General features: G+C 57.2%; 23 protein-coding genes. 16 read left to right on the plus strand and 7 right to left on the minus strand.

The window, feature by feature from the left end:
• The first annotated feature begins 450 nt into the window (after nt 1–450).
• Entirely contained in the window at nt 451–792 is a 342-nt protein-coding gene (locus ACYVIA_RS14620; protein ID WP_460841987.1) for a DUF3579 domain-containing protein, read from the plus strand.
• Nucleotides 793–857: 65 nt separating this feature from the next.
• Here ACYVIA_RS14620 and ACYVIA_RS14625 read toward each other — a convergent pair whose 3' ends face one another.
• Nucleotides 858–1313, minus strand: a complete 456-nt coding sequence (locus ACYVIA_RS14625; RefSeq protein WP_460841989.1) for a sodium:proline symporter — start codon at nt 1311–1313, stop codon at nt 858–860.
• Nucleotides 1310–1831, minus strand: coding sequence for an SRPBCC family protein (locus tag ACYVIA_RS14630; RefSeq protein WP_460841990.1), 522 nt, complete (start codon nt 1829–1831; stop codon nt 1310–1312). Before ACYVIA_RS14630 ends, ACYVIA_RS14625 begins: the two co-directional genes overlap by 4 nt.
• Nucleotides 1832–2132: 301 nt before the next feature.
• Between ACYVIA_RS14630 and ACYVIA_RS14635 the strand changes: the two genes are divergently transcribed.
• The 9 genes from ACYVIA_RS14635 (at nt 2133) to fumC (ending at nt 14735) form a co-directional block, all read left to right on the plus strand.
• Nucleotides 2133–4961: a bifunctional diguanylate cyclase/phosphodiesterase gene (locus ACYVIA_RS14635; protein ID WP_460841992.1), complete on the plus strand. Its 2829-nt coding sequence runs from the start codon at nt 2133–2135 to the stop codon at nt 4959–4961.
• A gap of 201 nt (nt 4962–5162) precedes the next feature.
• Nucleotides 5163–5606 (plus strand): type IV pilin protein, encoded by a 444-nt coding sequence (locus ACYVIA_RS14640; protein WP_460841993.1) that lies wholly within the window; start codon nt 5163–5165, stop codon nt 5604–5606.
• A gap of 16 nt (nt 5607–5622) precedes the next feature.
• Nucleotides 5623–6219, plus strand: a complete 597-nt coding sequence (locus ACYVIA_RS14645; RefSeq protein WP_460841995.1) for a GspH/FimT family pseudopilin — start codon at nt 5623–5625, stop codon at nt 6217–6219.
• Between the two features lie 17 nt (nt 6220–6236).
• Entirely contained in the window at nt 6237–6659 is a 423-nt protein-coding gene (locus ACYVIA_RS14650; RefSeq protein ID WP_460841996.1) for a type IV pilus modification PilV family protein, read from the plus strand.
• 17 nt (nt 6660–6676) lie between these two features.
• Complete coding sequence (locus tag ACYVIA_RS14655; RefSeq protein ID WP_460841998.1) at nt 6677–7810, plus strand: PilW family protein; 1134 nt, start codon at nt 6677–6679, stop codon at nt 7808–7810.
• A gap of 14 nt (nt 7811–7824) precedes the next feature.
• On the plus strand, nt 7825–8514 hold the full coding sequence (locus ACYVIA_RS14660; protein ID WP_460842000.1) for a hypothetical protein: 690 nt from the start codon (nt 7825–7827) through the stop codon (nt 8512–8514).
• A gap of 13 nt (nt 8515–8527) precedes the next feature.
• Nucleotides 8528–12598 carry a pilus assembly protein gene (locus ACYVIA_RS14665; protein WP_460842002.1) on the plus strand — a complete coding sequence of 1357 codons (4071 nt, stop codon included), beginning with the start codon at nt 8528–8530 and terminating at the stop codon, nt 12596–12598.
• Nucleotides 12599–12662: 64 nt separating this feature from the next.
• Nucleotides 12663–13256, plus strand: coding sequence for a TonB family protein (locus ACYVIA_RS14670; protein WP_460842004.1), 594 nt, complete (start codon nt 12663–12665; stop codon nt 13254–13256).
• Between the two features lie 90 nt (nt 13257–13346).
• A complete protein-coding gene (gene fumC, locus ACYVIA_RS14675; RefSeq protein ID WP_460842006.1) occupies nt 13347–14735 on the plus strand; it encodes a class II fumarate hydratase in 1389 nt (462 codons plus the stop codon).
• Nucleotides 14736–14849: 114 nt separating this feature from the next.
• Here the strand turns inward: fumC and ACYVIA_RS14680 are convergent, their stop codons facing one another.
• A complete protein-coding gene (locus ACYVIA_RS14680; RefSeq protein WP_460842243.1) occupies nt 14850–15752 on the minus strand; it encodes a LysR family transcriptional regulator in 903 nt (300 codons plus the stop codon).
• A gap of 97 nt (nt 15753–15849) precedes the next feature.
• On the opposite strand from ACYVIA_RS14680, the gene ACYVIA_RS14685 reads away from it, so the two are divergent.
• The 4 genes from ACYVIA_RS14685 (at nt 15850) to ACYVIA_RS14700 (ending at nt 19649) form a co-directional block, all read left to right on the plus strand.
• Entirely contained in the window at nt 15850–16572 is a 723-nt protein-coding gene (locus tag ACYVIA_RS14685; RefSeq protein WP_460842008.1) for a histidine phosphatase family protein, read from the plus strand.
• A gap of 193 nt (nt 16573–16765) precedes the next feature.
• The gene (locus ACYVIA_RS14690) at nt 16766–17530 is read left to right on the plus strand and encodes an SDR family oxidoreductase (RefSeq protein WP_460842009.1); all 765 of its coding nucleotides are present in this window, start codon (nt 16766–16768) and stop codon (nt 17528–17530) included.
• Nucleotides 17531–17596: 66 nt separating this feature from the next.
• Nucleotides 17597–18814, plus strand: coding sequence for an acyl-CoA dehydrogenase family protein (locus ACYVIA_RS14695; RefSeq protein WP_460842010.1), 1218 nt, complete (start codon nt 17597–17599; stop codon nt 18812–18814).
• A gap of 70 nt (nt 18815–18884) precedes the next feature.
• Nucleotides 18885–19649, plus strand: a complete 765-nt coding sequence (locus ACYVIA_RS14700; protein ID WP_460842012.1) for an SDR family oxidoreductase — start codon at nt 18885–18887, stop codon at nt 19647–19649.
• Between the two features lie 435 nt (nt 19650–20084).
• Here the strand turns inward: ACYVIA_RS14700 and ACYVIA_RS14705 are convergent, their stop codons facing one another.
• The 3 genes from ACYVIA_RS14705 to ACYVIA_RS14715 form a co-directional block, all read right to left on the minus strand.
• Nucleotides 20085–20354, minus strand: a complete 270-nt coding sequence (locus tag ACYVIA_RS14705; protein ID WP_460842013.1) for a GlsB/YeaQ/YmgE family stress response membrane protein — start codon at nt 20352–20354, stop codon at nt 20085–20087.
• 156 nt (nt 20355–20510) lie between these two features.
• On the minus strand, nt 20511–20771 hold the full coding sequence (locus ACYVIA_RS14710; protein WP_460842015.1) for a DUF2188 domain-containing protein: 261 nt from the start codon (nt 20769–20771) through the stop codon (nt 20511–20513).
• A gap of 106 nt (nt 20772–20877) precedes the next feature.
• Entirely contained in the window at nt 20878–21078 is a 201-nt protein-coding gene (locus ACYVIA_RS14715) for a CsbD family protein (protein ID WP_460842017.1), read from the minus strand.
• Nucleotides 21079–21460: 382 nt separating this feature from the next.
• On the opposite strand from ACYVIA_RS14715, the gene ACYVIA_RS14720 reads away from it, so the two are divergent.
• Together ACYVIA_RS14720 and ACYVIA_RS14725 are read left to right on the plus strand one after the other, a co-directional pair.
• Nucleotides 21461–21796 carry a hypothetical protein gene (locus tag ACYVIA_RS14720; protein ID WP_460842244.1) on the plus strand — a complete coding sequence of 112 codons (336 nt, stop codon included), beginning with the start codon at nt 21461–21463 and terminating at the stop codon, nt 21794–21796.
• A 426-nt stretch (nt 21797–22222) separates the two neighbouring features.
• A complete protein-coding gene (locus ACYVIA_RS14725; RefSeq protein ID WP_460842018.1) occupies nt 22223–23950 on the plus strand; it encodes a methyl-accepting chemotaxis protein in 1728 nt (575 codons plus the stop codon).
• A 274-nt stretch (nt 23951–24224) separates the two neighbouring features.
• Here the strand turns inward: ACYVIA_RS14725 and ACYVIA_RS14730 are convergent, their stop codons facing one another.
• Entirely contained in the window at nt 24225–24524 is a 300-nt protein-coding gene (locus ACYVIA_RS14730) for a DUF4148 domain-containing protein (RefSeq protein WP_460842020.1), read from the minus strand.
• Nucleotides 24525–24704: the final 180 nt, after the last annotated feature.

The raw sequence follows: 24704 nt of genomic DNA on the forward strand, positions 1-24704 counted from the left end.
ACTCAAGAGCAGTTTCAGCCTGACTTGCCACTTGCGGCTGAGGCGGACTGCCTGGGGGACAAGGTGCGGCAACGCATCGGAGCGGGCTCGGCGTCCCCGGCTCGGCGCATCCTGTGCTACGGCAAGAGGGCTCGGCGGCACCATGCAATGCCGTACCGTGGGCAAGGTCGCCGACCTCGGCGGCAAGTCAGGCTGGACCGGCGCTACGGTTCAACGTGCGTCCTGCGAATTGAGGTGAATCCATTGCGTTCGGCATAGCCGGGAATGCGTCTTGTCTGTTTTTCACATTGCGGGATATTGTTTCACTCCAACTCTTCTATAAGATATAATATGCAAGAATGCTGAAAGCTTGGCGCTGCATAATGGCGCCGAGCGAGACGCCCGGTTCGTACTTGAATTGGTGCGGAGCAAGGTTCAAGGTAGCCACCGCTATAGAGGCAAGCCGCACAAATGGCAGATTCCACACCACATACGACTGTCGCCAGCGAGTTTTTCATTCAAGGCATCACCAGCGACGGTCGTCAGTTCCGGCCCAGTGACTGGGCAGAGCGCTTGTGCGGTGTCATGTCTTGCTTTCGGCCGGAGGGCTCAGGCGGCCCGCATGCTCATCTTCGTTATTCCCCATACGTACGACCTACGGTGCTTGGCGGTGTGAAGTCAGTCATCGTCAACGAGCACCTGCGCGACATCGAACCACTGGCGTATCACTTCGTCCTCAATTTCGCCAAGGACAACGACCTGCAGATCGTCAAGGCATGCCTGCTTCCGGAGCCGGGCGAAAAGCCGGCATAACTTGCGGAAGAATCGTCAGCCACCACCTTTGCGGTAATTTGGTTTCGGCTCACGCAAGTCTTCAACTAAAGAATAGATCCTTGCCATCGCTTGTACAGCACTGCGGCGCTCATGCCGAATGCGACGTGCGCCATTCCGGTAATCCAGTCCCTGCTTGCGTCAAACCACGGGAAGACCAGCGTAAATCCGTACATGTTCAATCCAAACAGTGCAAGGCCGAAGATCGCACCGGCAAGCACTGAGCGGTGGAGTGACATGCGCGAAATGAACAGGGCGAGCGCACAGCCGTAAACGGCTGAAAGTGTGAAGTGAATCAGCGTTGCAACGATCATCACGTCCCAGTCAAAGGATGCCGGCGGTGGCAATGCCGAACTGCCCATGACAATCGCAGCGGCTAATCTGCTGTCTCGCAAGAGCATGTGCATGACAGGCAAGGATGCCGCCCACCACAAAGCGAGCTGCACGGCGGTAGCGATGATGCCTGCAGCCATGCCGGAGAGAAGGGCGGCCAACCACTTCATCGATCAGTTGCAGGAAGTTGACGGATGAGTTCGGCATCGCTGATGGCGCGCGATTCGACGAGACGGGCGCCAAGCAACTGGGCCAAGGCTTCCGCGCCTGCATCCATCAGAGCGTTGTGGTTGTTCGCCAGGACTCGATGGCCCAGCGGCGCGAGCATATTCATCCAGCGTTTTGTTGTCCGGACATGCCATTCATAGTGAACAGAGGTAATCCCCTCGCCATGCAGGAAGGCCCATCGCCCGACTCCTTCGAGATCTCCATTGACGTTTGCCTCCAGCAGCCATGGCGGTTCTAGCCGCGTCGCGCACGCGTCAAAGCTGAGGCGATAAGGGAGCCGCCCTTTCCAGCAATAGCGCCGGATGCTGCCGATACCGTCAGGCGCGCCGGCATTGATTTCGTCAACATGTTCAGCGCCGGGCCACCATTCAGGCCAGCGCAGCGAGTCAAATACGGCATCGAAGACAGGTTGCAGCGGCGCCGCGATCCGCCACAGCGTATGGAGATGGTATTCAGTCATAACGAGGAGCGAGAAGACTCACCAAAGACCGCTGTATCTTAACGCCGGGGTATGAGGGCGGCATTGAGCGAAAGCTTGAAACAATGGAATCGACCCGTGTTTCTTTCGTAACGATGGCGCCGCTGTGTTGGCGCGTCGCGACAGAAACACGATCACGCCTGCAGCAAATTTCATAGAGGCGGCAAGAACCTCTTACTTGGTAGAAATAAATCCGTTACGCTATATGCGGACTCTCACGTCCAGGCGTTTACTCGCCTATGCCAGCGACGCATATTCATTGATGTTTGTAACCGGAGCTTGAATGCCGCGCAGTCGCTCGCCCTTTCTGATATCCACCGCTGCATTTCTTGCATTGATCCTCGGCCTGTCGGGCACCGTGGCACTATTCGTTGGCCTGCGTCGTCTGGAGCACGACAAGATCGAACTCGACTTCCAGCAGCGGGCAAATATTCGCACTCTCGCCGTGCAGCAGCAGCTTGACGAAACCGTGCAAGTCCTGCGTGTGCTGAACCAACTGTTCGCAACGTTCGAACCCGTCAGTCGTGAACAATTTCACACCTTTACGCAACCGCTGCTGCAGCGCCATCCTTATGTACAGGCTTTCAATTTTCATCGCTATGTGGATGCGGGCGAACGCCAGCAGTATGAAGCGCGAATGCGGCTGGAATTTCCCGACTTCAAAATGCGGCAACTGAAGGATGGGAAGCTGTTCGTGGCAGAGCCGCGCGAGCGACATCTGGTCGTAGACTATATCGAACCGATGCGAGGCAATGAGGCGGCGTTCGGGCTGGACGTGTCGGCCAACCTGACGCTGATCGATGCTGTCCGGTACGCCACCGATACGGGGCACGCAGCGTCCAGCAACCTGCTGACACTCGCACAAGGCGACGGAAAACTCCGCGGTTTTCTTGTGGTGATGCCAGTCTATCGCCACGGGGTCCCGCTCGATGACATCGAGTCGCGCAGGCGGGCTGTCATCGGCGATACGGCCGCCGTATTTAATGCGCCGCGCCTGATAGAGGAAATCCTCGCCACCAATGGCTTGCTGGATGATGAATTGATCAACATCAGTGTCTATGCCAGCGGCGTGCAGGATGAAGGATTTCTTGCATATCGCAAGGGGAGTGCTCCCCCTGCGCAACCTGTTGCCTCCATCCTTCCCTCGTGGATCCTGTACGACACGCCGGAAAGCATGACGTACGACTTTGAAGTGGCCGGCAGGCCATGGCGAATCATTGCCTCGGTCCAGCCGACGTTCTTCCTGCAGCGGCACGATGGATCACTGTACGGTCTTGTCGCAGGTGTGCTGCTCAGCCTGCTGGCTGCGGCTTATATGCAGACGCTTTCTTCGCGCTCGCGAAAGGTGCAGCAGCTCGTCGAGCTGCGGACCGCCGAACTGCAACAGGCAAACGATTTACTGGTCGAGGATGTCGCAGCCCGCAAGCGTGCCGAAGAAGGGCTGGAGTTGCGCCAACGCGCGATCGAAGCTAGTGCGAACGCAATCATCATTACCAGTGCTGTGCCGCCCAAGTATCCCATCGAGTATGTGAATCCGGCGTTTGAACGCATCACCGGATACTCTGCAGCGGACGTCGTGGGGCACAGCAGCAGCCTGCTTTGGGCGGGCGACTTGGACCAGCCGGAAATAGGAGAGATTCGCGCTGCCGCACGCGAGAAGCGGGAGGCACATGCCGTTCTGCGCAATTACACCAAGGACGGATCGCTGATCTGGAGCGATATTTATCTTGCTCCCGTCCGCGACGAATCGGGAGAGGTCAATCATTTCGTCGTTGCCTTGTACGACATTACCGATACCAAGCGCTATCAGGCAGAACTGGAATTTCGTGCCAGCCGTGACACGCTGACCGGCTTGGCCAACCGCAGCCTCCTTCAGGACAGGTTGTGCCAGGCGGTCGCCTACGCCGAGCGGTATGGGCATGCAGCGTGGCTGCTGTTCCTGAACCTCGACCGCTTCAAGCTTGTCAACGACACGCTTGGTCACCATGCTGGCGATGAGGTGTTGAAATGCGTTGCCGACCGGCTGCGACAGGTGGTGCGAGAGACCGACACGGTTGCGCGGCTGAGTGCAGACGAATTCGCCGTGGTATTGCCAGAACGGGAAGACGAAAAGCTCGCTACACCGATCCTGCATCGCATCTTGCAGGCAGTCGCCCGCCCCATCGTGATTGATGGCTATGAATTCGTTCTCGGGGCCAGCATCGGCATCGCCATCTGCCCAAGCGACGGCAACGAATCCGGCATCCTGCTCAAGCACGCGGCTATTGCGATGTACCGTGCGAAAGAAGCGGGGCGCAATAACTTCCAGTTCTATACCGCAGCAATGAACGAACGGGCGATGGAGCGCCTGCGTCTTGAAAATGATCTGCGCAATGCGATTGAACGCGAGGAGTTCGTGCTGCATTATCAGCCCCAGGTGAGCCTCGAAGGCGGGCGCGTTACAGGTATGGAAGCACTCATCCGGTGGCAACACCCGACCATGGGCATGGTCCCGCCAGGGCGTTTTATTCAACTTGCGGAAGAAGTCGGCCTGATCGTCCCCATCGGCACCTGGGTATTGCGCACAGCTTGCAGGCAGAGCGTGGCATGGAAGATCGATGGGTTCGGGGATGTGCGCGTGGCGGTCAACCTGTCTGCGCGTCAGTTCTACCAGCAAGACCTCGTCGCCACGATCAAGTCCGTGCTCGACGAAACCGGCATCGCGCCGCATCTGCTCGAACTGGAACTGACCGAAAGCATGATGATGAACGACGTCGAGCACGCCGTGATGCTCATGCATGAACTCAAGGGACTCGGTGTGCATTTGTCCATCGATGACTTCGGCACCGGATATTCCAGCCTCGCCTACCTGAAGCGGTTTCCGATTGACCTGCTGAAGATCGACCAGTCGTTTGTGCGGGATATCACTGTCGACCCGGACGATGCGGCCATCGTGTTGTCGATCATTTCACTGGCGCACAGTCTGCGGCTCAAGGTGATCGCTGAGGGCGTTGAGACCCAAGCGCAACTTGCCTATTTGCGGGAGCATGGTTGCGATTACATGCAGGGGTATTACTTCAGCAAGCCGCTGCCAGAAGCCGATTGCGCCTGGGTGCTGCGTGGGGCGACATAGCGGTTCTTCCCACTGATCATGCAGATGCAGTGGCCGTTCCGCCCGGATTCTGCAGTGCGTCAATACAACAGAATCTCCTCAAAGTGTCGCCGGATTCTTCAGTGGCGGTGCCGTTTGTCGGGAACGCTCGGCCGTTAATCGCATTACCCACTGACAACTAAACGACGTTGGACTACATTCCGCAAAACGAAGGGGGGCTTTATGAATGCTTGCGCGAGAAAATCCGGTTTCACGCTTATTGAACTGATGATAACGGTCGCGATCGTCGCCATCTTGGCAGCGGTTGTTGTGCCGAGCTACTCCGAATATGTCAGGCGGAGTGCGCTAAGCGAGGCATTCTCCACGCTCGCCGACTTGCGCGTGAAGCTTGAACAGTTCTATCAAAGCAATCGAAACTTCGGAACCGGCAATTGTGCAAATGATGGTACGGCGGATCAGATCAATTTTGCGGCAATCTCCGGGAACTTCACCTACTCCTGCACGCTGAACGGTACACAGGCATATGAAATCAAGGCGACCGGGAGTTCAGGGGCTGCAGTAGGGCACATCTACACGCTGAATCAGAACAACGAGCAAAAGACCGCCGAGTTCAAGGGTAAGGCGGTTGCCTCATTATGCTGGCTGGTCAAGGGTAAAGAATGTTGATCGGCCGGAGCAAGTCATGAGTCGCCATAACGGATTTACCCTGATAGAAATGATGATCACTGTGGCGATCATCGCCGTTCTGCTTGGTATCGGCGTACCAAGCTTTCAATCCTTTATCCGGAATGCGGAAATACGAACATCCGCTGAAAGCATTCAGGCGGGTTTAAACCTGGCGCGAACTGAAGCGCTTCGCCGTAACGTCCCCGTTTCGTTCTGGCTCGTCAACGGGCTGAGCAGCACATGCGCTCGCAGCGAATCCGGCAAGTCCTGGGTAGTCAGCTTGGATGATCCCGCTAATGCCTGCAACGCGGCCACTTCGAACACGGTGGCTCCACGTCTAATCCAGTCCCGCCTGGGAACAGACGGCGGGACTGGGGTCAGTGTAAGTGCGGTCAATGGTAACGCCCCTGCAGCGGCTGCGAGCTGCGTTACGTTCAACGGATTTGGCCGCGTTCAGGCGACATGCACGGGAGACGATGCGCCGATTGCTCGCATCACCTTGTCGGCAATGACTGGGTCCGGGCGAACGCTTCAGATACAGATCGCACCCGGTGGTGCAGTACGCACATGCGATCCCTCTGTGACTGCTGCAAGCAATCCTGCGCATTGCTGACTTGATGAGGTTTTCCTATGTATAGACAAGCAGGTTTGGTTCGAGAACAAAAACAGGGCGGAGTTGTTCTGGTAGAGGCCCTAATCGCGATTCTCTTGTTCTCCCTTGGGATCCTCGCACTAGTTGGTCTGCAGGCCACGATGAGCAAGAACGTGACGCACGCAAAACTGCGCGGCGAGGCTTCATTCCTTGCGAATCAAGTCATTGGTCAGATGTGGGTTGACCAGGCAAATCTGGGCAAATATGCCACGGCAGACGACACATGCGATGGCTACGCCACATGCAATAAATGGTTGACTGCAGTTGGCCAGACCCTGCCGGGCGGGAGTGCAACCATTACCGTCAATGCGCCACGAGTCGACGTTTCTCTGAGCTGGACCTTGCCAGGTCAGGGTGAAGTGCCAGGTCGTTTTGATATCAGTGCTCAGATTGTCAACTGAATAGGTAAGGGAAAAACGTGAAAAACGGTCAACGCAAACGCACCGCGGGTTTTTCTCTGGTCGAGGTCATGGTCGGCATCACCATAGGCCTGGTTACGGTGCTGGTTGTTTCGCAAGTGATGCAGGTGGCGGAGTCAAGAAAACGGACATCGACGTCCGGTGCGGATGCCACCGTCAATGCATCACTCAGCCTCTATTCGATTGAGCGCGACGGCCGCAATGCGGGCTTTGGTTATACAACGGTGCCAAGCTCCGTTGGTTGTGAAGTTCGGGCGAAGTATGGCACTACAGCCACGAGAACTTTTCCGCTTGTGCCGGCGATAATTACGGATGGCGCGAACGGCGCTCCCGATCAAGTCAGATTTTTTGCCAGTAGCAAGAACGGGATTACCTTGCCAACCAGGATTTCGGGCAATCATAAAAAGGATGATGCAAGCTTTTTTGTCGACTCCGATATCGGCATAGAAGCCGGTGACATGATGGTTGCGGTTCCGGCAGCACTGGCCGGAGGAACGTGGTGCACGGTATTTCGTGTGGCAGGTGCCAAGGCAGCAAACCAGGTGCCGCATACGCTTGCGGAGAGTACCTGGAATCAGACTTCGGCAAACAGCATCCTGCCTGATAGCGGCTATAGCATAGGCGACTACTTAATCAACCTGGGCAACTTCGTCGATCGTACGTATGGGATCGCCTTTGATGCCAATACAGGTCGATACACCCTGCGCCTGACAGAATTCAACATGGCCGCGAACACAAATTCAGTTCAGGACTTGTATCCCGATGTGGTGCAACTGCAGGCTGTGTACGGAAAGGAAACGGACTCGCCGTCTGATAACGCAATCGACGAGTGGAGCGCGACGGTGCCTGCTAATGAGGTGGAGTGGCGCCAGGTGCGCGCACTTCGTATTGCGCTCGTCACCCGCAGTGCAAGTCAGGAGTCGCAAAACGTCACACTGGACGGCGCCGTAGCCGATTCCACCTGCGACAGTGATACGCCGCACCCAGCGGCCGTTTGCTGGCGGCCTGACCCGGCTGGTAAAGGCGTAAAAATCAACGTCAACGTCAACAATACCAGCCCTAACTGGCAGCGTTACCGCTATCGCGTAGTCGAAACAACGGTCCCGTTGCGCAACATGATATGGCAACAATGAACAGGAGTGACACCATGAGGCCGCAGTGCTGCATCAGCCTGTATACGGCGCATTTTGCTGCGAACCAATCGGCAAACCACCGCCGTTATCAGCATGGCATATCGTTGATGGTCGTATTGGTTGCTCTTGTATTGATGTCGATAGCGGCAGTCGGCCTGATTCGTTCAGTAGACACCGGGACGCTGGTAGTCGGCAATCTCGCCTTCAAGCAAACCACCACGTCTGCTGCGGATGCCGCGACAGAAGCGGCGATCAAATACCTTGAGGCCAACCAAGCCGGTGCTCACCTCTTCAGCGACGACGAGAGCGACGGCTACTACGCGACCCGACTGGACGATCTGGACATCACGGGTAAGTCATCCAATATCGAAAGAACACTGGTTGACTGGAACGACGACGACTGTGCATATGCCTCCGATACGACATGGAAGGCGTGCAAGAAACCGACCGCAAAGGATCAGAAGACCGAAGGCTACGCCACGCAAGTCCTGATTACCCGGATGTGTGAGGAGGCCAAGGCGCCTGCTGCCACCAATTGCGCAAGGCCCATCGCCGGTAGCAGCGGGACCTCCCCAAAGCGAGGCGAGGTGAAGTATGGCGAGGGACGCCTGACTTCAACGGCCGGTCCGTTCTACCGGATCATCGTTCGCGCGGAAGGTCCGCGCAACACAGTGAGCTATACCGAAACCTATATCCATTTCTGATATGGAGAATGCAATGATGCCGAATACTGGAAGCATGCACCGCGCCGTCTTGATGATGGCGCTCATGGCATTGTGCGGCGCGATACCTGTGGCAGGGACGGCTGGTGTGACGGAGCTGGCTAACGGCCCATTGGCCAATGGTATTGTCAGTAGCTCCACTGCCAAACCCAATATCGCTTTTGTTGTTGACGATTCCGGCTCGATGGGGTTTGAGAGCATGCCAGCCGATGACGACTGGAACGACTATTACGGCTACAGTTACGGACATATACGAGACAAGCGCTGCTTTGGTTGGTACAAGCACAATACCGTGTTTTATAACCCGAATGAAACGTATAAACCTCCCTACAAAATCGGCGGCAAGGAGTACAGCGATGGGGTCACGCGCTATGACGATGCCATTTTTGACGAAGCGCTATTAGACGGCTACTTTTCCGCTGATGGTGCGACATCCTATCCACAAGTTCTTGGTAATAATGCCAAGAAAAAACTCTCTGACCTGCAGAATCTCACACCATTTAAAGTAGATTGCGTCACATCCGGCACGGGTAAAGAGTGCTCCAGTTCGCCTAGCAAGTACTACTATTCCAAGCACAAAACCAATGCCAGTTCGACGACTTGTGAAACTAACGATAAATACTCGATTGTCACTGATCCGAACAAGATCGAGGCGCCAGGCGTAACTGCCGGCAGTGATGCTGCGAAGACCAATTATGCCAACTGGTACACCTATTACCGCAGCCGTGCGATGGCCATGAAGGCGGCCGCCGGTGAGGCCTTCAAGGACCTAGAGCAAACTAAGTACCGCCTCGGACTGTTCTTCATTAATAGTCAGGAGACATATCACTATAACGAGGATTTCAAGATTGCTGACTTTAGTGGAGCAGAAGCGGGAACCCAGCGTTTTGACTGGTACGACAAGCTCTACAAGAGCAAGGCATATGGTGGTACGCCTTTACGGAAAGCGCTTTCCAGAATGGGCCGCATGTATGCAGGAAAGATCAGTGGTTATGACCCGGTGCAGTATTCCTGTCAGCAGAATTTCACCATTCTTTCAACCGATGGATACTGGAACGATAACGTAGCGCCAAAGCAGATTGATGGCTCGACGAGTATTGGTGACGTCGACGGTGTAGAAGCGAGTGCGGCCGTTGGCGCAAAAGCGAGAATCGAGATCGGCGATCAAACAGGCAACAAGAAGCTGAGTAATGGCAGTTATCGAGTGACGAGCGTGAGGGTCAATATTAACGGCAGTGACATCGAGTTGATGAAAACGCCTCCAGCACCGCCGAACTACTCGATCTACGCGGACACCATCGGTAATGCGGTCAAAGATGAGATCAATGCCAATACCAGCATCACGGGCTTTAAGGCTAGTTATAACAATCAGGTCATCACGATTACGGCAGACCCTGCCTTGGGCGACTTGACTGCCCCAATCGAAGTCGATGTAGCTAAGGCCCCGGGTACAACCAAGACACGGCAGTTTACTGAAATCGCATTCAGTGGCTACAAGGCGGCAACTGAAGGGACGGTACGTCCTTATCTGGATGTGGAGAAAAAGGAAAATACACTCGCGGACGTCGCCTATTACTACTATGGGACTGATTTGCGAGATCATACAAAATGGAGCAACTGCTCGAACACCATCGGTGACACGACGTACACCGACCTGTGCAAGAACAACGTTCGCCCGAGTGGGAAAAACAGTGCGGACTATCAGCACATGACCACATTTACGCTTGGCCTGGGTGTGAACGGCACGATCAAGTACGAAAAGAATTACGAGACTGCAGAGAAGGACAACGACTCCACTACCAGGCAGTATTACGATATCAAGGCGCCCCGGGCAACGGGCCAGGCCGATTGGCCAGATCCTACCGACGCAGAAGCACATAAGATCGACGACCTGTGGCATGCGGCAGTCAATGGCCGTGGCAATTATTACAGCGCGGCCGATTCCAAGACAGTGAAGGAGGGGCTCAAGGAAGCCTTGAGTGGCATGGATGTGAAGCCGGGTTCTTCTGCTGCTGCTGCGACGTCGAACCTTGAGCCGGTCGCTGGTGACAACCTTGTGTACGTGGCGCTCTACCGCACGGTCAAGTGGGATGGCGACTTGAAGTCGTTTTCAATCGACCCGAAAACCGGTGCCTTGTCGGGTTCTGCGCTCTGGTCAGCACAAACACAGCTCGATGCGCAAGTGCAAGAGGCAAAAGCGGCCGGTACTGGCGATGGCAGGAACATCAAATTCTTTAGCGGGGACGAGGCAAGCAAGCTGAAAGAATTCGACCTGACTAACCTGACGGCCGATAGTCTGGAAGATAATTTTGCAGACCTTTGCAGCAAGTCGCCTGCGGTAGACCAGTGTGGGGCGGATGCAGAAGACCTGACCGGCGACCAGAAGACAGAGGCTAACAAGGCAGAAAATCTGATCAACTATCTCCGGGGCCGCGATACCTACGAGGATACTGCGACAAATCCTACCGCTACCAACCGGTTGTATCGCAGTCGGGAGCATAAGCTGGGCGATATCGTGAATGGCGTGCCTGTCTACATGAAGAAGCCGCCGCTCACCTACGATAAATACGATCAGACCTATGCGCAGTTCAAGACGGCGAACGCCGAACGTGCTGCTACTGTTTTTATTGCGGCCAATGACGGGATGCTGCACGCCATTGACGCGGAAACAGGCAACGAACGCTGGGCGTATGTGCCGACGTTTGTCATGAAGAACATGTGGCGTCTGGCCGACCGCAACTATGGAAACAACCATTTCTATTCTGTCGACGGCTCGCCGACGGTTGCAGATGTGTGCATCAAGCCGAAACAAAAAACGGTTCAAGAACCGGAAGCAGATGTGCAACTCTGTGCTTCGAAAGATGACTGGCGGACGATTCTAGTCGCCGGCCTGAACAAGGGCGGCTGCGGATACTATGCACTCGATGTGACGGACCCGGCGGCGCCGAAAGGGCTTTGGGAGTTCACCGACGACAACCTCGGATACAGCTTCGGAAATCCGGTCGTTGGCAAAACCAAGGCTGGCAAGTGGGCAGTGATGTTCTCTTCAGGCTATAACAATGCCCCCGGTGGTTGTGGCGATACCGGGGACGGCAAGGGACGGTTGTTTGTGCTCGACGCGGAGAAAGGGACGAAGCTCGTGACAGACGACATCGTTACTTCGGCAGGAAGCACGACTACACCGAGTGGCTTGGGCAAGCTCAATGCATGGATCGAAGACGACGCAATGCCGATCATTGAACGCCTATACGGTGGCGACCTGCTTGGCAACGTCTGGCGTTTTGACATTGACAATAGGTATCCCCCGGAAGAAGTTAGCGGGAATGGCGGCCGAGAGGCTGTCCTGGTCGCACAGTTGAAGGATGGAACTGCGGACAAGAAGCCTCAGCCCATTACGACCAAGCCTGAGCTCGCGGAGATCAAGGAAAGCGGCATCAAGTATCCGGTAATCATGGTTGGCACAGGAAAATATCTGGGAGATAACGACCCCAAGGACACGAGCCAGCAGTCCCTATATGCGTTAAAGGACAAAACTCTGACCGGCGAAGGCAAGGGAATTGCTGATGTCCGTGGCGCATCGATGGTGGCACGTACACTGACGCACACCACGGGTTCTGACGGCGGAGCGTTGGCGGGCAAGACTATCCGTACGATTAGCGGCGACAACATGAGCTGGGCGAGCAAGGACGGCTGGTATCTCGACTTCAATCCGCAGAGTAAATCGCCTGGTGAGCGTGTCAACGTTGATATGTCTTTGCAGCTCAACACCTTGACTGTCGCAGCCAACGTTCCGTCCACGAATGCCTGTGATGTCGGGGGACACGCGTACCTGTATTTCCTGAACATCTATACCGGCAAGAGCCTGTCCACTGCGGTAGATGGAATGGCGGGTAAACTTTTGAGCGGTAACGCGCTTGTTGCTGGTATCAAAACCGTCAGAGTGAGTGACGGGATGAGGACAATTGTTACGGACACCACCGGCAATATCATTGCTGAGGAAGGTGGCGATGATGGTGGTGGAGGTGGTGCGGTGCGCCGCACTACCTGGCGTGAAATCGAGGATTGATCCATGAATCACCAAACCCCCTCGCACCGCAAGCGAGGGGGTTTTTTATTAAATACTGTGATCGATGGAAAAACGTACGCGGTATAGCTTGCTTGCTGCACTGGTGCTGCACATTCTGCCGCTTGCAATATTTATATCCCATGCACGCTCTCCTGTCGTGGAGACGCAGGCCGAACGAGTACTTGACGTAGCAATTTATTCCAAACCGACCTTGCCTGAAACTGATGCAGGCGAAACCGAAATACTCCCGAATACGGCAGATTACGAGGTTGAGAAGGAGATGCCACCCACTGGGAAGGTAGCGGATGCGCTGCAGACTGCTCAGCCTGGTGAGGATGTATTGGCTAGCTTGCCCCCGGCAGAAGCGCCTTACTTGCCTGCTGGAGAGCTGGACGCCCGTCCCTACCCCGAAGCGCCGGTGGTCATTCCTTACCCGGATGCGCAGCTGAATCAGAGCAAGGCAACGGGCGTTCTTGTCCTATATATTGATGCTGACGGGCATGTTGAACGTATCGAGATCGACAAATCCGAATTGCCTCCTGAGTTTGAAAAGGCAGCCGTCGACACATTTATGAAGGCAAGGATGCAACCCGGAATGAAGGGTGGAAAACCAAGCAGGGCACGCATGAAAATCCTTGTCGAGTTCGAGCAGCGATAGAAGCGCTTTTTGGGGATGCCTGTCCATTTGGACGGGAAGAAAACCAATTGCCCTTGCAAGCGTTCTAATATCCACCGTCAGGAGGAAATCATGACAACAAGGATAGAACGCGACACCTTCGGCCCCATCGAAGTCCCCGCAGACCGCCTATGGGGCGCCCAAACCCAGCGCTCGCTCGAGCATTTCCATATTTCCACCGAACGCATGCCGGAGGAGCTCATTGCAGCGCTGGCGATGGTCAAGCGTGCATGTGCCCGCGTCAATCGCGATCTCGGACGGTTGGATCGCGATAAAGCCGATGCGATTGTTCAAGCCTGCGACGAAGTCGTTGCTGACTTGCATCGGGAAGAATTCCGCCTGTCCGTCTGGCAAACGGGATCCGGTACACAGTCCAACATGAACATGAATGAGGTGCTGGCCAATCGTGCCTCGGAATTGCTCGGCGGGCCGATCGGTGAGGGGCGGCTGGTGCATCCCAACGATGAAGTCAATCTCGGTCAGTCGTCGAACGATATTTTCCCTACGGCGATGCACGTTGCCGCGAGCATTGGCATCGTCAAGCGCCTGTTGCCGGCAGTGCGGGAACTGCGGGCAACACTGGAGGCGAAGGCGGCTGCGTTCTCGGACATCATCAAGATCGGGCGCACGCATTTGCAGGATGCAACGCCGCTGACATTGGGGCAGGAGTTTTCGGGCTACGTGGAACAGCTGCGCCTGGCTTTGCTTGCAGTCGAGGCAACGCTGCATCCGCTGTGCGAACTCGCCGTGGGCGGGACCGCGGTGGGGACGGGGTTGAATACGCATCCGGAGTTTGGCGAACGGGTCGCCGGCATGCTTGCGAAGGACACTGGCCTGCCATTCAAGGGCGCATCGAACAAGTTCGCCGCCCTGGCCGGGCATGAGCCGATGGTGGCTGCCCATGGCGCCTTGAAGACGCTTGCCGCGGCACTGATGAAGATCGCAAATGATGTGCGCTGGCTGGCTTCCGGGCCGCGCTCCGGCTTGGGGGAGATCACGATTCCCGAGAATGAGCCGGGCAGTTCCATCATGCCGGGCAAGGTCAATCCGACGCAGTGCGAGGCGGTGACGATGCTGTGTTGCCAAGTGTTCGGCAATGATGTGGCGATCAACTTCGGCGGTGCGTCGGGCAACTTCGAGCTGAATGTGTTCAAGCCGCTGATCGCGCATAACTTCCTGCAAAGCGTGCGCTTGCTGGCGGACGGCATGCGCAGCTTTGACGAGCATTGTGCACGCGGCATTGAAGCGAACAAGGCGCGGATTGACGAGCTGATGGAGCGTTCGCTGATGCTGGTGACGGCGCTGGCGCCGCATATCGGCTATGACCGTGCGGCGCAGATTGCGAAGAAGGCGCACAAGGACGGCACCACTCTGAAGGAGGCGGCGCTGGCGCTCGGTTATGTATCGGTTGAGGATTTTGACTGCTGGGTCAGGCCGGAAGAAATGACGCGGCCCAGATAGCGGCTGTGTAGATTGCGCAGCCGTGCAGATCAGCCTTTTCAAAATCTTGTTGCGTTTTCTTCCAACGCAGGTCAGCAGGCAGGTGAGCAGGCAAATGCTGCAGCCGGTCGCGAATCAATCCAGGATCGACTGCATCACCTGCTGCCGGAACCAGCGGTTGGCTGGGTCATTGTCGACGTTGGCGTGCCAGTACAGGAAGACGTCGAATGCCGGCACCTCAAGTGGGAAGGGCAGGATCTGGTTGCCGAACTGCTTGTTGGCGATGTGCGCGTAGCGGCCGGGCATGGTCAGCAGCATGTCGGTCTGGCTGACGACGCGGCAGGCGGCGAAGTAGTGCTGGCAACGCAGCCGGATATGCCGTTCCAGGCCGAAGCGGCTGAGCTCGAAGTCTTCCAGTCCCGGGCCGCGCCGGCGCGAGCTGGCGAGGATGTGGTCCTGCTTCAGGTAGGTATCGATGTCCAGCGTGCCGTCGATGACGGGATGTCCCTGCCGCACCACCACCACCGTTGAATCCTGGTAAATCCGGGTGCGCATGATGTCGGACGCCAACGGCAGCAGCACATCGATCGCAACGTCGAGCGTGCCGGCAGCCAGTTCGCTTTCCAGTTCCCTGCGTTCCACCTGACTGGCTGCAATGTCGACTTGCGGCGCGCTTTCCCGCACGCGGCGCATGAGCGGCGGCAGGATGGTGGCTTCCAGCACATCCCGCAGCGCGAGGTTGAAGCGCTTGTTCGTGGTCGCCGGGTCGAACACATGCAGGCCGTTCAATGTCACTTCCAGTCCGCGCAGCGAGCGGCGGATCGGTTCGATCAGCGTGCGCGCCAGCGGCGTGGACACCATCGCATGCCCTTGCCGCACGAACAGCGGATCGTCGAACAGCTGGCGCAGGCGCCCCAGCGCATGGCTGATCGCCGGCTGCGTCAGGTTCAGCTTCTGGCTCGCACGCGTGACACTGCCTTCAGTGTAGATCGCATCAAAGACAGTAAAAAGATTCAGATCGACCCGCGAAATATGCATCAGATTTATATAGTCCAATAATAACTATTCATTTGATCGATTCTATACCCGGCGATATGCTCTCCACAATCCTAGGTAAGCGGAAAGCGGAACGACAATGGGGCAGATTTACCTCGTCCGGCATGGACAGGCTTCCTTTGGCAGCGTGAATTACGACCAGTTGTCCGACCTCGGCGCGGAGCAGTCGCGCATGCTCGGGCAATGGTTTGCGCAGTCCCGCCAGCAGTTCCACCGCGTGGTCACCGGCGACCTCGCGCGGCACAGGCAGACTGCCGACGCGTGCATCAGCCAGTTGCCGGAAGGGCGGCTAGCGCAGGCTGAATGGCATACTGACCCCGGTTTCAACGAATACGACCATCACGAAGTGCTGGTGCGTCACCGGCCGGACTTTGACGACCGCGAGGTCGTGAAGCGCTTTCTGATGTCCAGCCCGAATGCGAAGCATGCGTTCCAGGAAATTTTCGAATCGGCGATGGCGCGCTGGATGGGCGGCGAGCATGACAGCGATTATCGCGAGCCTTGGCCGGTGTTTCGCGCGCGCTGCGTTGGTGCGTTACAGCGTCTGCTCGACAGCGCGGACAAGTCGCAATCCATCGTCGTGTTTACCTCCGGCGGCACCATCGCAACGCTTTGCCAGCATGTGATCGGCCTGACCGACCGGCAGGTCGCAGAACTTAACTGGACACTGGTCAACTCGGCCGTCACCAAGCTGCTTTATCGTTCAGGCGGCGGGTCGCCGACACGCGTGACGCTCAGCTATCTGAACAATTACGCCCATCTCGAGCTTTTCGGGCAGCCCCATTCCATTACCTACCGGTAGTGTCCTGAATCCGAAATTCGATGAATAAAACCGATGAAATGGACACCATCCCTCGCCTCGCCGGCCGCACCTCGCCGGCCGCGTTAAATACTCGCAAGGCATCCGGCCTTGCTCCGTTTTGCGCCTCGCTTGGCGCCCATTGCATCAGTTTTATTTTTCAACGAACTTCTGACTCAGGACACTAGGACCTCACATGAAAAACCTGTTCGACCTCACCGGAAAAATCGCTCTCGTTACCGGCGCCAGCCGCGGCATCGGCGAATCCATCGCGAAGACGCTGGCTGCCTATGGCGCGCATGTGATCGTGTCCAGCCGCAAGGCGGAATCCTGCGATGCGGTGGTTGCCGCAATCCGCGAGGCAGGCGGCTCGGCCGAGACGATGGCGTGCCACATCGGTGAAATGGCGCAGATCGAAGCGCTGTTCGCCGGCATCGAGAGCAAGCATGGCAAGCTCGACATCCTCGTCAACAATGCCGCCACCAATCCTTACTTCGGCCGCATCGTCGATACCGATATCGGCTCCTTCCAGAAAACGGTCGACGTCAATATCCGCGGCTATTTCTACAGCTCGGTGCATGGCACGAAGCTGATGATGAAGAACGGCGGCGGCAGTATCGTCAATGTTGCCTCCGTCAACGGCGTGATTCCAGGCGACATGCAAGGCATTTATTCGATCACCAAGGCCGCCGTCATATCGATGACGCAGGCATTCGCCAAGGAATGCGCGCAGTCCGGCGTGCGGGTCAATGCATTGCTTCCTGGTGCCACCGATACCAAGTTCGCTGCCGCGCTGGTGCACAACCCGGCGGTGCTCAACCACCTGATGCCGCATGTGCCGATGCGCCGCGTCGCGCAGCCGGACGAGATGGCCGGCGCCGTGCTCTATCTTGTGTCGGATGCCGCGAGCTACACGACCGGTGCCTGCCTGAACGTCGATGGCGGCTACCTGCTTGCCTAAACCCGATCACCTTTACACGACCTACTACCCACACCGCGCATCGCGCATAACCTGATGGAGTGACAAATGGACTTCCAATACAGCGACAAGGTAAAAGACCTGCAGAAACGCTTGAATGCGTTCATGGACGAGTACATCTATCCGAACGAAGGGAAGTTCTTTGCTGAAATTGAAGCGAACCGCGCCAAGGGCAATGCCTGGGTGCCGACCACGATCGTTGAAGAGCTGAAGCAAAAGGCCAAGGCGCAAGGCCTGTGGAACCTGTTCCTGCCGGACTCGCATCGCGGCGCCGGCCTCACCAACCTCGAATACGCGCCCTTGTGCGAAATCATGGGCCGTTCGCTGTGGTCCGCAGAAGTGTTCAACTGCAATGCGCCCGACACCGGCAACATGGAAACGCTGGAGCGCTATGCGAGCGAGGAAATCAAGAAGCAGTGGCTGGAGCCGCTGCTCGCAGGCGAGATCCGTTCCTGCTTCGCGATGACCGAGCCGGCGGTGGCATCGTCGGATGCGACCAATATCGAAGCGTCCATCGTGCGCGACGGCGACGAGTACGTGATCAACGGCCGCAAGTGGTGGTCGTCCGGCGCGAACGATCCGCGCTGCAAGGTGTTCATCTTCATGGGCAAGACCGATCCGACGGCGGAGAGGCACAAGCAGCAGTCGATGATCGTGGTGCCGCGCGACACGCCCGGTGTCACTATCGTGCGCCATCTGCCGGTGTTCGGCTACGACGATGCGCCGCACGGCCACGGCGAGGTGCACTTCAAGGATGTGCGCGTACCTGTCTCCAACATCCTGCTCGGCGAAGGCCGTGGCTTCGAAATCGCGCAGGGCCGCCTCGGGCCGGGCCGCATCCACCACTGCATGCGCCTGATCGGCCTGGCCGAGCGTGCGCTGGAAGATATGTGCCGCCGCTCGCTCAAGCGCGTCGCATTCGGTCGCGCGATTGCGGAGCAGACCGTCACGCTGGAGCGCATTGCCAATGCGCGCATCATGATCGACCAGGCGCGTTTCCTGGTGCTCAATGCCGCGTACATGATGGATACCGTCGGCAACAAGGTCGCCGCGAAGGAAATCGCGATGATCAAGGTTGCTGCGCCGAACATGGCTTGCCAGGTGATCGACTGGGCGATCCAGGCGCACGGCGGTGCCGGTGTGTCGAATGACTTCAACCTTGCCTACTCGTATGCGCAGGCGCGCACACTGCGTCTGGCCGACGGCCCGGATGAAGTGCACCGTAACCAGATCGGCAAGATGGAACTGAAGAAGTACAAGCAATAAAGGACAGGGCAGGGTGTGCATCCTTACACCCTGCCGTTCTCGACAGCATGACGGAATTGAACGGGAGCATATGAGCGGTTCTTCATTTACAGGCAAGTCGGTGTTGGTCACCGGTGGCGCCAGCGGCATCGGTCGCGCAGCGGCAATCAGCTTTGCACGCGAAGGCGCGCGCGTTACCGTATCTGATGTGGATACTTCCGGTGGCGAGCAGACCGTGTCGGATATCCGCGAGGCAGGTGGCGACGCGCAGTTCGTCAAAGCCGACATTTCCAGATCGGCAGACGTGGAAGCGCTGATCGGCAAAGTCGTCGCCACCTATGGCCGCCTTGACTGCGCATTCAACAATGCAGGCATTGAAATCGAGCATCTGCCGCTGGCCGAGTCGGACGAAGCGACCTTCGACCGCATCATGAGCGTGAACGTCAAGGGCGTGTGGCTGTGCATGCAGCGGGAGATCCGTCAGATGTTGAAGCAGGGCGGCGGTGCAATCGTCAATACCGCATCGGTCGCCGGCCTCGTCGGTGCGCCGTTACAGCCGATCTATGCGGCAAGCAAGCACGCCGTGGTCGGTTTGACGAAGACGGCGGCTGCGGAGTACAGCCGCTTCGGCATTCGTATCAACACGGTGTGTCCTGGCATCATCCGCACGCCGATGCTCGACCGCGCGCTGGAGCGCGAACCGAAGCGCGAGAAAACCATTGTGAAAGTGCACCCGATCGGCCGCCTCGGCGAGGCGCAGGAGATCGCCAATGCGGCACTGTGGTTGTGTTCGGACAGTGCGTCCTTCGTGACGGGGCACCAGCTCGCCGTGGATGGCGGCTTGACGGCAATCTGATCTGACACTCTTCCAAAGAAATGCTGTCGCTTGACGGTTGCATCTCTCGGCAATCCGTTCAGGCGCATTTGATCGCGGTCGGTCGCGGTTGGCCGCGGTTGGTGATAGGGAGCTGACACAGCGCCACTACCACTGGTTGTCGCCTACAGGAAGAAAAAATCGGAAGAGAGGGCGGGGTGATGCCAGGTTTGGTGTCGAAGTGCAGGACCTGGCATCTGGTCCTGCACCCTTTACTCGACACCGTTGATGAGGGCCGGATTAGTGTTGTGCTTCTTGGTACCTACTCTATCGTGCTGATGGTTAGCGCATTTTTTCCTAACCGTACGCGGCCAACCTCAAGCCTTCGATGCTCGCCGTACTTCACGTACGGCTTTGCTTCTCGGACTCGGCGTCCCCGCCCGAACTTGGCTCGCATACAGTCAGGCTAAAAAAGCTCTAGCGTGGCGTGCCGCGACGCAGCAGGTTCACGATGGCCAATAGCACAACAGCCCCGAGGAACGACACAAGCAGCGACGAAATACTGAAGTCGTTCTGGTTGATGGTGCCTGTGCCGAATAGCGGTGCGAGCAGCCAGCCGCCCAGCAGGGCACCCACAATGCCGACCACGATGTTCAGCAACATGCCCTGCTGTGCATCAGTGCGCATGACGAGGCTGGCAAGCCAGCCGAGAATACCGCCGACAACAATCCAGATAATAAAATTCATTTTTACCTCCTATGTATGTTGATAAACCGGCTTGACCCGTAGACTAAGTGCATGTCATTTGGTTCATCACCTGCAGCTTCTTCCGATATTGAGATTCCTCTGTCCGGCGTGATACAGCGCGAGAGCTGGCCCGGCATGTCGCACATGCCTGCACGCTCAGCCGGCACCGCCGTGACGCCGCTGTCGCACGCGCTGTTCGTCCGGTAGCGCAAGCGGCGAGAATCCTTCCTCATCCTCGACCAGGACGGTAGCGCCTTCTCTCGACTGGGTTAACTCGATGGCATACGCATAGGCATCCTCCTTATCGTCAAACGATGCGAGTGGCTCTTCGGATCCCTTTTCCGACACATCCCACCTTTGGTTGAGGCCGGGGGAGACGCATATCACCAAGCTGCCTTGCTGATCGCTGCTTCCCATTTCAGTGGCCTCCTTGTCTCGCTGGTTGGCTTGCCGGATGGTGGTACTCCGCGCTTGCGGTGCCGAGGCATGTGAGGGCGCAAGCCGGCCGGCGGGATGGGTCGGTTCAATGCAGGCGGCGTTCGAAATCGCGGATCTGCTCGTCGGCTTCATCCTTGCCGATGCCGTACGCCTCCTGGATCTTTCCGGAGAGCTGTTCGCGCTGCCCGTCAATGGTGTCGATATGGTCGTCGGTGAGCTTGCCCCACTGTTCCTTGACCTTGCCTTTGTACTGCTTCCAGTTACCTGAAATCATGTCCCAGTTCATCACAACCTCCTTGCATGAAAAAGACGAATGCACCAGTGCATGGGATGTTGACCACAAAGGGGTGCAAATCCTGTGCCCGTCATGTCGGGCACGTTTGGCAGGGGAAAAGAGGAGGTTGTATGCAAGTGTGATGTAAATGTTCCATGCAATTGAAAACAATACAGCGCACCATCATTTCAATGGAGGAAGGGCAAGAAAGAGAACGGCTGTCCTTCCGGTAGCGATGCCATTAACCAGGTGGGTTAAGGATCGGCGACAAGGATCGGCGATATTTTCTGAACAATTTCTGGTGTGTCTGGAAACTTAATCGCGGTCAAGGTGTCATTTGTTACACCTAAGTACGATGTGTTATCCACCTCAGGAGGCAATCATGTCTGACCCCATGAACGACCACGCACTTGCCGGGCAGGAAACGTATGACCCGAATCGCCTTCTCGACACGCTGCTGGAAAAGATGAATCTGAAGAACGACGCCGCGCTTTCACGCATGCTGGAAGTGGCGCCGCCGGTCATCAGCAAGATCCGGCATCGTCGCCTGCCGATCGGCGCGTCACTGCTGATCCGTATGCACGAGACTACCGGGATGAGCATTCGGGAACTGCGCGACTTGATGGGCGACCGTCGCACCAAGTACCGCTTGAGCGATGCCCAGGGCAAACCGAAAGCACCGCCGGCGGAGGTCGCACAGCAGCAGAGCCAGCCCAGTCACTTTCACTGACAGCAACCGTTGAACATCGGGTGCTTGATAGGAGTGGCACAAGAACAGCGACCGGGGCACGTGGTCCGGTCGCTTTTCATCGGCAATCAATATGTATATCAAGGCGCTTATTCGAGCCGCCCCGGGCTTGAAAAAGTGATGGCAAGATTTTCAATGTGTGTCGCAAATTGAGCATGACGCCTTTCCATCATTGCTCTTCTTGCTGTCCTGCCAATTCCGCTTTCGGTATCTCCCGCTTTCATGCAGCGGTCAAACCGTCCTTCCGAATTACCTGATCGAAATTAAGGCGGTGGCCTTCTTTTCGGTGCTTATTCCTCCCTAGATTGTTGACCGTGGGCAACCCTTTTCGGGTAAAGTCACGAGTGCAGGTCGCGTGTGAATTCGCTCGTGCCGACCCGCCATCAATACCAGTGAGGGGAATACCGGATGTTCAGGAATTTATCCATCAAGTCGCGACTGATTTTTGTCGTCGGCTTGCTGTCTGTGATGTGCATCACCGGCGGCGTGATCGGCCTTACCAGCCTTAATGTGGCCAACCAGTCCTTGCAGGTAAATTACGAGCAGCGTCTCGTCCCGATGGGGAAGCTCGACCATATCGTGCGGTTGATCAACCGGAATCAGCTGGCGGTGGCACAGGCACTCACCGACGATCCCGCAAGTATTGGCAAGGAGATGGACGGGGTCGATCAGAGGATCAATGAAATCAATAAAGTGTGGGATGGCTATATGGCCGAAATGGCGCCCCACATGTCTCCCGACGAAAAAGCGCTGGCGGACAAGTTCATCGACAGCCGCCGCAAGTTCGTCGCGGATGGACTGAAGCCGGCGGTGGTCGCATTGCGCGCCAACGACATTGCGCTGGCGACTTCCGTCATGCGTGGCCAGATGAACACCTTGTTTACCCCGGTGGCGGACGGCGTCAACACGCTGATGCAGTATCAGCTCGAAACTGCCAGGACGGAATACGAGAAGAACCAGACCATTTACCGCTGGGTGCGCAACAGCTGCATCAGCGGCATCCTGTTTGGCGTGCTGATCGGCGCCGTGATGTGCATCTGGCTGGTGCGCGCGATCGCGCATCCGCTGGCGGACGCCGTCAAGGTGGCCAAGAGCGTCGCAGCAGGCGACCTGACCAACCGTATCGAAGTGACTACCGGCGACGAAACCGGCCAGCTGCTGCAGGCACTGAAGGAAATGAACGGCAGCCTGGTGCGCATCGTGAGCGAAGTGCGCAATGGTACCGAGACGATCGCCACCGCATCGAGCCAGATTGCCAGCGGTAACCAGGATCTGTCTGCCCGCACGGAGACGCAGGCCAGCTCGCTCGAAGAGACCGCCTCTTCGATGGAGCAGCTGACCTCCACCGTCAAGCAGAATGCCGACAGCGCCTACCAGGCCAACCAGCTGGCCGTCTCGGCTTCGGAAGTCGCAGTCAAGGGTGGCGCAGTCGTATCGCAGGTGGTGGATACGATGGCCTCGATCAATGCGTCGTCGAAGAAGATCGTCGACATCATCGGCGTCATCGACAGCATCGCCTTCCAGACCAACATCCTCGCGCTGAATGCGGCGGTCGAAGCCGCGCGCGCCGGCGAGCAGGGCCGCGGTTTTGCCGTCGTCGCCACCGAAGTGCGACACCTCGCACAGCGCTCCGCGGCGGCAGCCAAGGAGATCAAGGCGCTGATCGACGACTCCGTAGAGAAGGTGGACGACGGTGCCAAGCTGGTCGACCAGGCGGGCGCAACGATGCAGGAGATCGTCGACAGCGTAAAGCGCGTGACTGACATCATGAGCGAGATCTCGACTGCCAGCAAAGAGCAGACGGACGGGATTCAGCAAGTCAACCTGGCGATCAACCAGATGGACGAAACCACCCAGCAGAACGCCGCATTGGTGGAGGAGGCCGCCGCTGCTGCAGCCTCGCTGCAGGAACAGGCGGTTCACCTGTCGCATGTGGTCAGCGTGTTCAAGCTGGGCGATGCAGCTACGGCGTCCGCTGCATCCGTCGCAGCAGCACCCGTGGTTCGCGCGCCTGCGCCAACGACGAACGTCGTGGCGGTGCCCAGGCGGACGCCTGAAACGGCAGTTGCTCCTGTAAGCACACGGCGCGTCGCCAACCTGCGGCCCGGCGATCAGGGTGACTGGGAAGAGTTCTGAGGACGGATAGTCCTGTCGCAGACGTTACGGCCGCAGCTTGCGGCCGTATTTTTTTGTGAGGGTACACATCAGGCGGGATCGGCCAATCGCATCCGCGTCCCGGCGCACGCAATCGCGTGGAAGTATGCGCTGTGCGGCAGTCGCATCGCCAGATACGGTCTGATCGCCGGTGCCGGGAGCATGGACGGGATGAATCAGCGCAGCCGTACAGAAAATACGGCACTGCAGGCGCAAGATCAGCTCTTGCGCCTGCAGGAAGACAGTTCTTATTGGATCAGCGGTTCTGTGCCTTGAAGCTGGCCACTTTCGCTGCCGCGTCATTTCCGTTGCTGGCCGCGATTTTCTGCACCAGGTTGTTGCAGGCGATGTGCGCGCTTGCTTCGTACGATTCTGCATTCAGATCGCAGCCGGCGCGCATGGCAACTTCTTGATGCTGCATCAGTTGCTGGCGGATCTCGAAGTCGTTTTGCAGTTCCTGCTTTACCTGTGCGCGCGTCACGGCTGTGGTATCTGCAAAAGCGCCAGCAGCGACAACAGAGAGGAGGGAGGCGATGATCAGTTGCTTGGTCTTCATGATGTTTCCTTTACTTTTCCAGGGAATTTGTTGGGTGTCTGAGTCATTCGTGCATCGAATGACGTCACTTTATTCCTCTCAATCGACGAAATAAATTCGATTTCTGGAAATGAACTGTTCCTGTTTTGGGAATAATTGTGCAGGGCGTGGCCCGTTTGATGCGGTCAGCGGTTTATGAAG

Source organism: Noviherbaspirillum agri (assembly GCF_054780595.1).